General features: G+C 61.3%; 12 protein-coding genes and 1 tRNA gene. 4 read left to right on the top strand and 9 right to left on the bottom strand.

All coding sequences use genetic code 11. From position 1 onward, the window contains the following. Window positions 1-63: 63 nt before the first annotated feature. Entirely contained in the window at window positions 64-423 is a 360-nt protein-coding gene (locus CIT31_RS27120) for a hypothetical protein (protein WP_029356998.1), read from the bottom strand. Window positions 424-641: 218 nt separating this feature from the next. Here CIT31_RS27120 and CIT31_RS27115 point away from each other — a divergent pair, with 218 nt between their 5' ends. Beyond that, window positions 642-1,652, top strand: coding sequence for a ligase-associated DNA damage response exonuclease (locus CIT31_RS27115; protein ID WP_095521117.1), 1,011 nt, complete (start codon window positions 642-644; stop codon window positions 1,650-1,652). Window positions 1,653-1,703: 51 nt separating this feature from the next. After that, window positions 1,704-3,305 (top strand): cisplatin damage response ATP-dependent DNA ligase, encoded by a 1,602-nt coding sequence (locus CIT31_RS27110; protein WP_095521116.1) that lies wholly within the window; start codon window positions 1,704-1,706, stop codon window positions 3,303-3,305. A 3-nt stretch (window positions 3,306-3,308) separates the two neighbouring features. Here CIT31_RS27110 and CIT31_RS27105 read toward each other — a convergent pair whose 3' ends face one another. Then, the gene (locus CIT31_RS27105) at window positions 3,309-4,499 is read right to left on the bottom strand and encodes a hypothetical protein (RefSeq protein WP_095521115.1); all 1,191 of its coding nucleotides are present in this window, start codon (window positions 4,497-4,499) and stop codon (window positions 3,309-3,311) included. A 341-nt stretch (window positions 4,500-4,840) separates the two neighbouring features. Between CIT31_RS27105 and CIT31_RS27100 the strand changes: the two genes are divergently transcribed. Beyond that, window positions 4,841-4,916 (top strand) — tRNA-Thr (locus CIT31_RS27100). A gap of 957 nt (window positions 4,917-5,873) precedes the next feature. Then, the gene (locus CIT31_RS27095; RefSeq protein WP_133116211.1) at window positions 5,874-6,188 is read left to right on the top strand and encodes a hypothetical protein; all 315 of its coding nucleotides are present in this window, start codon (window positions 5,874-5,876) and stop codon (window positions 6,186-6,188) included. 93 nt (window positions 6,189-6,281) lie between these two features. Here the strand turns inward: CIT31_RS27095 and CIT31_RS27090 are convergent, their stop codons facing one another. The 7 genes from CIT31_RS27090 to CIT31_RS27055 form a co-directional block, all read right to left on the bottom strand. Then, on the bottom strand, window positions 6,282-7,529 hold the full coding sequence (locus CIT31_RS27090) for a TadE/TadG family type IV pilus assembly protein (protein ID WP_095521113.1): 1,248 nt from the start codon (window positions 7,527-7,529) through the stop codon (window positions 6,282-6,284). Between the two features lie 433 nt (window positions 7,530-7,962). Further along, the gene (locus CIT31_RS27080; protein WP_095521111.1) at window positions 7,963-8,433 is read right to left on the bottom strand and encodes a tetratricopeptide repeat protein; all 471 of its coding nucleotides are present in this window, start codon (window positions 8,431-8,433) and stop codon (window positions 7,963-7,965) included. A gap of 134 nt (window positions 8,434-8,567) precedes the next feature. After that, on the bottom strand, window positions 8,568-9,536 hold the full coding sequence (locus tag CIT31_RS27075; protein ID WP_095521110.1) for a type II secretion system F family protein: 969 nt from the start codon (window positions 9,534-9,536) through the stop codon (window positions 8,568-8,570). A 1-nt stretch (window position 9,537) separates the two neighbouring features. Further along, on the bottom strand, window positions 9,538-10,503 hold the full coding sequence (locus CIT31_RS27070) for a type II secretion system F family protein (protein ID WP_095521109.1): 966 nt from the start codon (window positions 10,501-10,503) through the stop codon (window positions 9,538-9,540). 3 nt (window positions 10,504-10,506) lie between these two features. Beyond that, window positions 10,507-11,925, bottom strand: a complete 1,419-nt coding sequence (locus CIT31_RS27065) for a TadA family conjugal transfer-associated ATPase (protein ID WP_095521108.1) — start codon at window positions 11,923-11,925, stop codon at window positions 10,507-10,509. Then, on the bottom strand, window positions 11,922-13,133 hold the full coding sequence (locus CIT31_RS27060; RefSeq protein ID WP_095521107.1) for a CpaE/TadZ family protein: 1,212 nt from the start codon (window positions 13,131-13,133) through the stop codon (window positions 11,922-11,924). The genes CIT31_RS27065 and CIT31_RS27060 overlap by 4 nt, the downstream gene beginning before the upstream one ends. A gap of 27 nt (window positions 13,134-13,160) precedes the next feature. After that, window positions 13,161-13,409 (bottom strand): hypothetical protein, encoded by a 249-nt coding sequence (locus tag CIT31_RS27055; protein WP_240992599.1) that lies wholly within the window; start codon window positions 13,407-13,409, stop codon window positions 13,161-13,163. Window positions 13,410-13,413 lie beyond the last annotated feature (4 nt).

The following is a 13,413-nucleotide window of genomic DNA, read 5'->3' as shown; positions in this document are numbered from 1 at the left end:
AACATTTTTTGCATCGGCGCATGATCCTTTCCGGAAATCGATTCCGATTTCCGGGATCATGCGCTAACCCGGCAGGCCAAGCTTGGTCTGCTTGGCCGGCTTGCCACATTCGCGGCGGGCGATCGACCGGTTCATGGCATCGATCCGGCCGCTCGCCTGTTCGACCTCTCGCTGGGCCTTGGAACGGGCGTCCGGCGTGAACGGGCCGAGCCCCACCCCGGGATCGGAGAAGGACGGCTTGGCATCCTGTGGAAGGCGGTATTGCTGTGCCAGCCGGTTGCGTTGCGCCAGCAATTGATTGCAGGGCACGCTGTCATATTGCAGCGAGGACTGGACATTCGCGTCCTGTCGCTCGGCAATCGAGGTGCCGATGCAACCGGCTATTGCCAGGCAAGATGCCAAGACCACCAAGTTCCAGCGCATGCAACGTCCTCCGTGTCGGTGTCCTTGCCCTTTCGGGCATGCGAATCGGACTTTTTTCGCAGCCGCCGCCACGTGTGGCGCAGGTGAACGAAAATGATCGCCGACAAGGCCTGATGCGGTTTCACTGATGGAGGTCCCGCCGACAGTTGCCTGTAAGCCGAGTCAGCAGTCACTTGCAACAGGCTTCCCGCGCCGGAATTAGCAACTATCTTGGAGCCATGCGCGCCAGTGACCTGCTTCATCCCCGGCCCGAGGGTCTCTATTGCCCACCCGCCGATTTCTTCATCGACCCGGTGCGGCCGGTCAACCGGGCGCTGATCACGCACGGCCATTCCGACCATGCCCGTTCCGGTCACCGCTCGGTGCTGGCCACACAACAGACGCTTGACATTATGGGGCTGCGCTACGGCGAGGACTTTGCCGGGACGACGCAAGCGGCAGCACTTGGCGAGGCGATCGCGCTGAACGGCGTCACCGTAACCTTTCATCCGGCCGGCCATGTGCTGGGCTCGGCGCAGATCGAGGTCGTGCATCAGGGCTCATGCATCGTCGCTTCGGGCGACTACAAGCGCCATAGGGACGCGACTTGCGAGCCGTTCGAACCGGTCAAGTGCGACGTGTTCATCACCGAGGCGACTTTCGGCCTACCGGTGTTCCGTCACCCGCCCGATACCGAAGAGATCGCCCGCCTGCTGAAATCGACGGCGCAGTTTCCCGAGCGCGCGCATCTGGTCGGCGCCTATGCGCTCGGCAAGGCGCAGCGCGTCATGCGGTTGCTGCGCGACGCCGGCTACGACAAGCCAATCTACATCCACGGCACGCTGGCCAAGCTCAGCGACTACTATCAGCGCCAGGGCATCGACCTCGGGACGCTGGAGCCGGCGACCGTCGAAAGCGGTGGCAAGGACGACTTCACTGGGGCCATCGTCGTTGGCCCGCCCTCGGCCTTCGCCGACCGCTGGGCGCGACGCTTTCCCGATCCGATCTCGTGCTTTGCGTCCGGCTGGATGCGCATCCGCCAGCGCGCCAAGCAGGGCGGCGTCGAACTGCCGCTGATCATTTCCGACCACGCCGACTGGGACGAGCTGACCGCCACGATCAGGGAGACCGGCGCCGGAGAAATCTGGGTGACGCATGGCCGCGAGGAGGCCCTGGTGCGCTGGTGCGAACTCGAAGGCATCGCCGCGCGGCCGCTGCATCTCGTCGGCTACGAGGATGAGGGCGATTGAGCTGATGGAAGGAACAATCGTCAACGCAGCGCTGACGCGGTTCTCATCGCCATGAATCGCTTCGCCGAACTCCTCGATCGCCTTGTCCTGACTCCGTCGCGTAACGGCAAGCTGACGCTGCTGAGCGATTATTTCCGCAGCGTCGAGGATCCGGATCGCGGCCTGGCGCTGGCTGCCATCACCGGCGACCTGACCATCGCGGCGGTCAAGCCGGCTATGCTTCGCATGCTGGTGATGGAGCGCATGGATCCGGTGCTGTTCGGCTATTCCTACGATTATGTCGGCGACTTGGCCGAGACGGTGTCGCTGGTCTGGCCGCAATCGCCTGGGGATATCGCCAACCATGAACCGACGCTCGCCGAGGTCGTCGCAAAGCTGCAGGCGGCGAGCCGTTCCGACGGGCCGAAGGTGCTGGCCAGACTGCTCGACAGCGCCAGCATCTCGGCGCGTTTCGCCATTATCAAGCTGGTCACCGGCGGGCTGCGCATCGGCGTCTCGGCGCGGCTGGCCAAGCAGGCGCTGGCCGATCTCGGCAAGGTCGACGTCGCCGAGATCGAAGAACTCTGGCATGGGCTGACGCCGCCCTATACCGAGCTGTTCGCCTGGCTGGAAGGCAAGGCCGAGAAACCCAAAAAGACGGCGCTGGCGCTGTTCCGGCCGGTGATGCTGTCGAACCCGATCGGTGACGGCGACCTCGAAAAGCTCGACCCGGCCGACTATGCCGCCGAGTGGAAATGGGACGGCATCCGCGTCCAGGCCGTATCGGAAGGCGGCATTCGCCGGCTCTATTCGCGCACCGGCGACGATGTTTCCGGGGCTTTTCCGGACCTCGCAGAGGCGATGAATTTTTCCGCCACCCTCGACGGCGAGCTTCTGGTCGGCGATCCCTTGCAGGCGACCGGCACGTTCTCGGACCTGCAGCAGCGGCTGAACCGCAAGAGCGTGACACCGAAGATCCAGCAGCAATACCCGGCCTTCATGCGCTGCTACGACGTGCTTCAGATCGGCGAGGAAGACTTGCGGGCGCGCTCTTTCCGCGAGCGGCGCGCCCGCCTCGAAGCCTTCGTGCAGATGCTCGATTCGAGCCGCTTCGATCTGTCGCCCCTGGTCGAATTCACCGACTGGCAGGCGCTGGAGGAATTGCGCCGCAAGCCGCTGCATCCGGTCATTGAAGGCGTAATGCTGAAGCGCTGGGATTCGCCCTATCTCACCGGCCGGCCGAAAGGCCCATGGTTCAAATGGAAGCGCGATCCGCACACGGTCGACGCCGTGCTGATGTATGCCCAGCGCGGCCACGGCAAGCGTTCGAGCTTCTATTCCGACTACACGTTTGGCGTGTGGTCCGGCCCGGAAGGATCGGAGGAACTGGTGCCGGTGGGGAAAGCCTATTTCGGCTTCACCGACGAGGAACTGAGGCAGATCGACAAATATGTCCGCGACAACACCATCGAGCGCTTTGGCCCGGTCCGCTCGGTACGGGCCGACCGCAGACAAGGTCTCGTGCTGGAGGTGGCGTTCGAAGGGCTCAACCGCTCGACACGGCACAAATCCGGCGTCGCCATGCGCTTTCCGCGCATTTCACGGCTGCGCTGGGACAAGCCGGCGGCCGAAGCCGACCGCATCGAGACGCTGCAGGCGCTGCTCGATACCTGAGGATCACGGAACAATCGAGACGCGGATCTCGTAGATGTCGACCGACTTGCCTTGTTTGTCGAAGTCGGAATTGATGGCGATGGTGCCGGCAGCGCCCGGACGCTTGTCGGGAAACCGCACGTCGAACAGATATTCGTTGCGCTCGTGGCCGACCGCGTAGCGCTTGCGGCCGCAGTCGCCGAGTTCGCCGAAGTTGCAGTCGACGGAGATCTGAGTGTCCTTGCCCTCCTCGGAGCGGGCGATGATGTCGAACGTGGCGTGCTTGCCGGCGAGTTTTTCCAGCACGCCTTGCCCGACGTCGAAGCTGATCGCCGAACCGGAGGCGCCCGACCGGATGCGCAGGAAGGAACCGCTGTCGTCCTGCATGACTTCGGCCTTGGCATCCGAAGGCGCACTGACAAGCGCCGGGTCGCTCGGTGAAAACACATTGATCCAGTCGCGCGCCGTCTCGCCGGAGTCCAGCGGCGAGGCGGTGTCGCTTGGCGGCGTGAAATCATCGTCCTCCACCGTCGGAGGCGTCTGCGGCGGGGCCGTGTCGAGTTCAGCCGCCGACTTGAAGACGCCGGTCTGGGCAGCGAAATAGAGGCCGATGCCGACAGCTGCGAGCAGCGTCACGCCGAGGAAGATTGCGGTGAGAGGCAGGCGGGGGCCTCTCGCCCGCCTGTCGTCGCGGTCGGGCATCACCTCTGCGTCGTCGTCTCCGGTCGATGGAGGGGACGACAAGTCGATCTCCGGCGCACCGGAAAAAGCCGCTTCCGGCATGATATCGGGAACGACCGGCAAGACGCGCGAGCGCGGCGCGTCGGCAGCAGGGGGCGCGTCGGATGCAGGAGGCTCCGCCGGACCGTCGACAACGACGTCAGGCGGCGGCGCGGGTTCGGCGTCGGCTTCGGCATCCGGTTCGGCTTCGGCTTCGCTATCAGCCGGCTGCTCCACCGCCGGTGCTGCAGCGTCATCATCGGCCTGTGGGCCGACGCCGGCAACCGCCGGCAGGAATTCGGATTCGATTTCGGTGATCTTGGCCTGCACCGCCTTGCGGCGCTTGATAGCGATTTCCACCGTCACGCCCGGGTTGGCCTGCAGGGCACGGTCGAGAGCGGCGAAGGCCGATCGATAGACCCGCTCGCGAAACGCGCGGTCTTCGGCATTGCCTTTCTCGAAGGCATTCCGGATCGCTTTTTCGATCGCGTCCAAGCTGGATCCCTCTGCACCTACGGCCACATGTCATGATCGTTAGCCGCAGGCGATCAATCAATCAACGGGCCAGCGGCCGCATTCTGTCTTCGTGACGCATCCAAAGCCCATTTCGGCGGTTTTCGATAAAGGAATCAACATTTTTCACCGATTTCCCGATGCAGCGCCAACGCGACATCGCGCAACCTGCCGGTGTGGCTTCGCGCAACCGCGCGGCGGGATCGGTGCGGAAGCCCGCTTATGCGCCCGGCATGAGCCCACACGAATTGCCAAGTCCCATCTTGAATTCGCGGCCGGTTGCGGCTATCACCCAGCGCATCTTGGAGGCCCCGGCTTCCCGGGCCGCTTTAGCTCAGTTGGTAGAGCACATCATTCGTAATGATGGGGTCAGGTGTTCGAGTCACCTAAGCGGCACCAAGATTTTCAAGGGTTGCGGGCCCAAAGCGCTCCTCACCACACCGCAAATTCGAGATCAGGACACACATTTCGGGACACAAAACCGAGCGTCGGTGGTGTCGATAGTCGCCAGGACCAGCAAGGAGCGCCATGGCTCGCAGCCCCAAGGACGATGCCAATATGAGTTCGTGGAGCGTGCTGCAAACCCCCGCATAGCTGGCTGCTTGCAGCCGATAACCTCCATGCTCAAGCGACGGCTCTTGCCCGCGCAAAAGAAAAGGGCTGATCGTTCAGATCGACGCGAATGACAAGGTCCTGGGCCACTGGGACGAGACGAATAAGGCGGTCTTTCTGCTAGGTGGATCGCCCCTTGAGAATGCCATCAAGGCATTCCTCATTTATGAGAACCCGACATCATGGATCTCGAATGGTGGGCTCGCTCGTCATCTAAAATCACATTCGCCGGTCGAGCTCCAAAGTCGGTCGAGGCTGATCCCTTACAAAAATAGGCACCGGGTCGTGCTCGCTACCTTCGAGATCGGGTTAGAATCTTGGGCTAGCTATCCTTGCGCCCTCTCGGTCGAAGCGTCGGCGCCTGAGCCTGCAATGACGAACGCAATCTGAACCGGCTATATTTTCCTGATGCGCGCTATGGCCGTCGGCTTCAGCGGCTGCTTTCGCAGGGTACTGGCAGGGCCCGCACGGGTTCAAAGGCTGATGGACATTTCGTGGCGATTTTCTGATCGCGGCAAGGAAGGTTTAGCTAGGGCTGCGCCGGCCACCTTGGACACGTTGGACAGTCACGCGCGCGAGCCCATCAGATCAGCCTGGGCTGCACCAGGCCTGATCGGTGCGCTTCCGGCAGCTTCGGATGCTGGTGGCCGCAGCCTTCCCGGCCGAACTCGTAGATCTCGAGACCGACCTCATCGTGCAGCCACGCGCTGACGTAGCCGCGGTGACAGAAAGGTGACAGAGAAATTGGCGTCTCGCGGCCGCTCCCAGCAAAGGAGCGCCGCCGACCGGCCTCGTGCCAGATCCCTCGATCCGGCAAACGGTTTCACCTGGATCGAGCCTGGCGAGCTGATCAAGGTAACGCCGGCGATATTCGTCGACGTCGACGCTCTTGAACCATTCGCCGGGGGCGAGTTCGCGCAGCGCGGGGATCTCCCGAAGGCGATGCGGCGCCCACCGCGCGATCAATATCAGCGCGAACTGCGGCGGGAGCTGGGTAAACTCGGGAGGCTGATCAGTGCGCGTTATCCCCTGTCCTCGCTCTTCAGGCATCAGGAGTGATCGGCCTCAGAGGCTTGGCCATTGCGCTCAACAACCGTGGGGTCAGAACGGCGTGGGGCGGCCAATGGGAGATCTCGAACGTTCGCAACTGCCTTACATCGAAAAGTAGAACGGGCCTGCCACTCTAGCTTCGCGTCCCCCCAGTTCCGCACTGCAGTCGGACTTGATGTTCGAATTGCCGCTCATCTTGATCGTGTCGGCAACGATGCGCATGCAGCTGCTGCTAGTTCCGTTGTTGTTACCATTGTAGGTCAGGTCGCCATAGGGGAAGTATAGGACGCCGTTCAGATCAGTGGCGCCATTCCCATTGAACAGGTGGGACGATGCGTTCGCTCGTGCCGACATCATCAGCATGCCGGCATAGTCGCCTGTCTGCGGCGCGCTCAATGACAACGAGCCGTTGCCGTTCACTGTTATGCCGCCATCAGCCATGAAGATGGTCACTCCGGCGCCGGTCACTGTGCCTTTGACGGAAAGAGAACCTTCGACATAATAGAGGCCCGGCTCCAGGGTTTTGTCGCCGCTCAGATCGAGATTTCGATACCGCCCTGGACTGACTGTCAAGTCGCCAGCTTTCGGATTAGGATACAAGATTGGTGGTACCGGTTCCACCAGGTCACCCCATGGGTCAGGCAGTCGCCACGCATTGACGCGATTTTGCTCACAATCGGTGATCAGTCCGCTGGTCGCCACTATTCCGCCAGATGATTGAATGCAGTCCGCCTCAAGGGACGCGTCGCCGCCAACATAGATGGAATCCGGAGCCGACGAATTGGAAGCGATAACGCAGCCATCCATGATGACTGTGGTGCTCCCGGCCGCCTCGAAGGCGCGCGGCGCGGCCCGGTTGAGGGCATAGACGCACGCAGTATCACCATTGTTGGACGTTATGCGAGACCGGACGAGAATGCTGGTCGATGACGGTCCATCGCCGCCGATTGAGCGCGGAATGAGATAGGTGTAGTTGAGGCTGGATTCAGTCCTGAGGCTCTGGCTTCCGTCGTTTTCCGTCGCCAGACCGTGATAGACGAGCGAGGGTATGTTATCCGCGCTTGCATGGACCGATGCCAAGTTGGCTTTGAGTAGCTTGTCGCCAAGAGCCTGTAGCTCACCGTCGCTCAGGCCTGAGTTGACCTTAACGGCGATCTCCATGCTTGCTGCATCCAGAGCCGATTGAAGCCTGCTCCGCTCGCGGTTCATGTTCGCGAAATCCACCGCGGCGCCGACTGCTGCAATCATAGGAAGCAGCATGACAACGAGACCGGTCGCAAAGTTACCGCGGCTGTCTCGAAAGAACCGTTTCACAAGCAGAATTTGGTGCATCATGCCGGCAAAATGCATCCCTGCGGCGAAGAAGTTGTTTCATTGATCACTAAACTCTTAAGTAGGACGGAATTCATCCTCACAGAAAAGCTGCCGGACGGTCAAACCGCTGTCCGGATGGAGGATGCGGCCGTTCCGTGGCCGCGAATGCAGAGCGCTCTCAGCGAGCGGGTGCAGGTATCGCTCGACTGTGCACAGCGCCGAACGGTTATCCGTCGGTAATTCTATTGAAAAATAAAAATTCGAAATGGGTGATCGCAGGACTAATCGTGACCTATTCCAGTTTAGAAGGGCAAGTTCTGGCGCTGAACAACACGCCAGATCCGTTCTACGCCACCATTTCGCTCCAGAACCGATCTAGCCAGGCTTTCTACAATTTTTCACGTTGGACCCCGCGGCGGCCTGTAAGCCAATCTGCAATTCGTTGGATCCGGCAACGGTTCGAACGCTGCTACGACTTGTTCATCAGTGCGAGGTTGGCATCGACCACCGAGGTATCGGTCATTCCTGCCTTGGCCTCCAGAAGCAATTTGCGGGCTTTTTTCTTGTTGCCGCGCAACAATTGCGAATACCCCATATTGTTGAGGATGTGGGCCCGGCGGCCGGCAACCACAACAAGCTGATCGTAAGCGCGGTCGGCAAAGTCGAAGCGGCCGAGCTGGTCGTAGGAGGCGGCAAGTCCCAGCCATGCCTCGGCATTGTCGGACCGAAGTTCCACCGCCTTGCGGAAGTGCTTTTCCGCCAACCCATAATTGGCTTCGCGGAACTGCGTCTTCCCAGATACGAGATCAGCCTCGCTGATGTCGGTCGTCGCCGGAACGATCGACGTGGTCTCGGTGATGTCGACGCTGCTCGTCGTGCATCCCGTCACAATCGTCACGACTGCGACCGCAGCCAACGCGGCGAATTTCGATTGCCCCATAACCTGCCCCATCCGGCCGCTTGGCGGGCCGTCTCATCAAGCACCATAGCGGGTTCGGCTTAAGCTTCGGTGGCGGGTTTCGAGCAAATATTAGGAAAGCCGAACATATTGGATTAACTATCGACTGGAACGGATCAGTCGCCTGCCGTCATTTTCACGATGATCGGGATGATGGCGATCATCAGCACGACTGGCAGGATGCAGATCGTAACCGGCACCGACATCTTTGCCGGCAGCGCGTGCGCCTTTTCCTCAGCTATCGACATGCGCTTGTGACGCATTTCGTCCGAATAAACCCGAAGCGCGCCCGAAAGGCTGGTGCCAAGCTCCTTCGATTGCTGAAGCAGCGTGGCGAAGGAGCGTACCTCGTCGAGACTCAGGCGATCAGCCAACGATTTCAGCGCATCGTCAAGGCTGCGCCCTGCCCTGAGTTCGAGCGAGACAAGCTGAAGGTTCTGGCTGAGCGAGGGATAAGTGATGAAGAGCTCTTTCGACACCCGCTCGATCCCGGCCTCCATGCTCATGCCGGCGTCCGCGCAGACGATCATCAGGTCCATGAAATCGGGAAAGCCATTGCGGTATTCCCGCATTTTCGTGCGGACCTGCAAGGTCAATACAAGACCCGGCAGAAAATAACCGGCGCCACCGGACATGATGATGAAAGTCCAGCGGCTCGGAACTGCCGATTCACCACCAAACCAGCGGACGACCAGAAACGCAACAACGGCTCCAGCCAGGAAGCCGACAAAGCGGATGACAAAAAACCTGCCGACCGCGCCTGGATCCATGTGACCAGCCTGGATGAGTTTCATCCGCAACCGCGCAACGTTTTCCGGATCGCTTTTGGCGTAGAATTCATGGGCGGTTTTCATCGCCTTGTCGCGGACGGCGCTGGCGTTCCGTTTCGGCGCGGCGGTCGGCTTGGGTGCCTCCGCAACCTCGGAGACTTCGACCTTGAGCCGGCGCTTCAAGTCGCCGCGTCCTCCACGCGCGGTACTCCACTGCCAGAGGATCGCTCCTCCTCCCACGGCGAGCAGCAAAAGCGCCATCGGCGCCAGCGACGTCGGGCGAAGGGAGGCAAGGAGGCCGATCAGGGTTTCCATGTCAGAATTTGAAGTTCGACATCTTGAACATCATGGCGTTGCCCAGCATCAGCCATGAGATCGAACCGCCCAACAGATACCAAGTCATCGGCTCGCCCCAGACGCTCTCGTAGAATTGCGGCATCATGACCATGATGCCGACCATCAGCAGCGCCGGTACGGCGGTCAGGATGTAGGCCGACATGCGGCCCTCGGTCGAGATTGCTCGCACTTTGCGCCGCAGCTTTCCTCGATCGCGGATGACCGACGACAGGCCATCCAGGATTTCGCGCAGATTGCCGCCTGAGCTGCTCTGGATCGACACAGCGGTGACGAACAGCGGAAGGTCCTCGTGTCCGACGCGCTCGAACAGCGAATGCAGCGCGGAAACCAGGTCGGAGCCATAGGTCACTTCGTCGGCGATCACGCCGAATTCGGTGCCGATCGGATCGGCCATTTCACGCGCCACCATCGAGATCGCCACCGGAACCGGATGCCCTGCCTTGAGGCTTCGCGTGATGAGTTCCAGAGCTTCTGGAAGCTGCATTCCGAACATCTTGTGCCGCCGCTTGCGCAGGAACCGCAGGGTCACGATCGGAAAGACCAAACACATGACCGGAAGCACTGCCAGTGCAATGATCAGCGGCAGGCCGTTGGAAACGGCAAACAGGCAGATGCCAAGCGCCAGACCCGACGTGATCAGCAGAAATTTCGGCAGTGGTAGGACCATGCCGGACTGGATCCGCAGCTCCCGAATCCGGTCGAGCGAAAGCATCGAAGCACCGCCTTCCATCCCACGCTCTTTCCGCAATTGGATTAGCACCTGCTCTTGGCTGAGCTTTTTCTCCTGCAGCTTCATTCGCCGATTGATCGCCATGCGGCGATCCCGGTGCCCGGCGTAAAGCAGGTAAAACGCTTCGGCGATCATGATGCCGGTCAGACCGGCGCCGGCATAAATCACATAGATGGCGGTGAATCCCTCGAGCATTGATTATTCCTGCTGTCTGCCAGGCTCGAAATACCGCCCGGGAAATTCGATGCCCATCGCCTTCAGGTCTTCGAGGAAGCGCGGGCGCAGGCCGGTCGCCTCGAAGTGGCCAAGGATCGTCCCGTCCGCTTCTGTGCCGGTGCGCACGAAGCGAAATATCTCCTGCATCTGGATCACGTCGCCTTCCATCCCGGTCACTTCGGCGACGCTCGTGACCTTGCGCTTGCCGTCGGAAAGCCGGGTAAGCTGCACGATGATGTCGAGCGCGCTTGCGATCTGGCTGCGGATCGACTGCACGGTCATCGGCATTCCGGTCATGCCGAGCATCTGTTCGAGACGGGAAATCGCGTCGCGCGGCGTGTTGGCATGAATGGTCGCCATCGAACCTTCGTGGCCGGTGTTCATCGCCTGAAGCATGTCGAAGGCTTCCTCGCCGCGGCACTCGCCGAGGATGACGCGGTCCGGCCGCATGCGCAGCGCGTTTTTGACCAGATCGCGCTGCTTGAGTTCGCCGTGACCTTCGATATTGGCCGGCCTTGTCTCCATGCGCGCCACATGCGGCTGCTGCAATTGCAGTTCGGCCGCGTCTTCGATGGTGATCAGGCGCTCGTCTTCTGGGATGAAGGCCGACAGCGCGTTCAGCATCGTCGTCTTGCCGGTGCCGGTGCCGCCGGAAATAATCGTCGTCTTGCGGGCATGGACTGCGGCGGCAAGGACCTCGGCCATGTTCTGCGTGACCGCACCAAATTCAACGAGCTTATGCAGGCCGAGCTTATTCTTGGAGAATTTGCGGATGGATACCAGCGGCCCGTCGACACCGACCGGTCGGATGGCGGCATTGAAGCGTGAGCCGTCGAGCATGCGCGCGTCGACCATCGGCTGGGATTCATCGACGCGGCGGCCGACGGCCGCAACGATCTTGTTGATGATGCGTATGAGGTGAGCTTCGTCCTTGAACGGAATATGCACCTGCTCGAGCTTGCCATGCCGCTCGACGAAGCAACTGCGATGGCCGTTGATCAGGATGTCGTTGATGGTCGGGTCTTTCAGCAACGGCTCGAGCGGGCCGAGGCCGACCATTTCGTCGACAATGTCATCCACCAGCGCGTCGAGTTCGGCGACGTTGACCGCAAGCCGTTCGCCGCGCGCCTTCTCGGAGACGAAATCATGCACCTGCCGCTGCATCTCGTCGCGCGGCAGGCGCTCGAGCGCTACGAGGTTGATCTCTTCGATCAGCATGCGGTGGATGCGCATTCTGGCGTCGAGGACCTTCGTGGGCTTTGCCGGTCCCACCTCGGGTTTCGGCGGGGCCGGCTTGCGTGTCGTCGGGATGACGACCGGCCGATGCTGGATTGGCGCCTGCTCCTGCCGGCTTTCCGGCGTGGCATCGCGTTTCTGGAGCGTCGAAAATCGGCTGATCACCCGGCTCTCCTCAAAAGACTTTTGCCGAGCCGGAACAGCGAACGCTTTTTCCGCGTTTCCGCCACGACTTCGTCAGGCAGGACTATTCGCCTGAGATCGTTGACGACATTCGCGTTGGGATCGATCTCGTGCAGCGGAACGCCGCGATCGACGGCCTCGCGCACCAGCTTGTAATTGTTCGAGATGCTTCCGACGAAATGCTCGCCGAGGAATGCCTGGACGTCGGCCCGCTTGATGCCGCTTTCGAACAGGCGTTGTTCGAAGCGGTTGACGATGACGTTTGGCTTCACCTCCTTGCCCACCGTCTCATAAACGGCCTGGATCAGCCGCTGCGTATGGCGCAGGCACGGCACGGTCATTTCGGCGACGATGTAGAGCTTGTTTGAGCCCAGCAGCACGGTCTCCGTCCAGGGAAACCACGTGCGCGGCATGTCGATGACGACATTGTCGAAATAGGCGGAGACGAGGTCCAGCATGCGGACAACCACGTCGGCGTTGAACGTGCGCATCTCCGCTGGCCGCGCAGGCGCAGCCAGCACGCAGAGACCGCTCGCATGTTTCGAGAGCATCACGTCAAGAAGCTGGCGGTCAAGGCGCTCCGGCTGATTCTCGATTTCGTTGATGTCGAAGCGTGGCTCGAGGTCGAGATATTCGGCGCATGAGCCTTGCTGGAAATTGAGATCGACTACGCAGGTCGACGATCCGCGGGTTACCGAATGGTGGAGCTGGAACGCGGTTTGCAGTGTCAGCGTGGTGGTGCCTACCCCCCCGGCGGCGGGCATGAACGTGTAGATTTGCGACTCGGTGTTCTCTTCGCGCCCCGGTCCCTCAAGCGCGCGAACGCAGGAGCGAACAAGATCGGCGGTGGTCAGCGGCTTGACCAGAAAATCGGCGACCTGAAGCTGAACCAGGATGCGCGCGGCGGACGCATTGAATTCATGAGTCACAACGATGATTGCAGCGCGCCTCTCGAGCCGCCGCGTAATGCGCTGCAGCGCCTCGATCTCGTTGAGCTTGGCCGCATCCATGTCGACGATCACCGCGCTGCAATCAGCCTCCTGGATTTCGCCGCGTAACTCGGTGACGTTCTTCTCGACCGTAACAAGCGCAACCGCCTCCGACGAGGCGAACGCCGTCCTCGTTTTCTGCACAAAGCTCTTGTCGGTGGAAACAAGCACGATCCGCTTGGTTTTTCCGGGATTTGCCATTCTTCTCGCACGCGTTTGGTGGCCTGATCAGTAACCGGCCGTGGGTTGCGATGCTTTTTCCTCGACCGCTTTCGCGGCCGCGCTAGGCTGGGCGCCGCGGTTTGCTGGCACCCGAAGCCGGGTGCGTTCGACGCCCTCAGGCCACGGATCGACCATCTGCATCACGGTGTTGGCGGCCATCGCATTGCCCGCGCCTTGGGTCAGCCCGTCGAGACGCATCGTCTCCTCGGTTGCACAACCGCTGGCAGAGGCAAGCATTGCAACGGCGCCGATCATTGAA

This window comes from Mesorhizobium wenxiniae, from assembly GCF_002284535.1.
Lineage (GTDB): Bacteria > Pseudomonadota > Alphaproteobacteria > Rhizobiales > Rhizobiaceae > Mesorhizobium > Mesorhizobium wenxiniae.
Note: the sequence above shows the minus strand (reverse complement) of the source record. Positions and strands in the feature narration are given on the sequence as shown.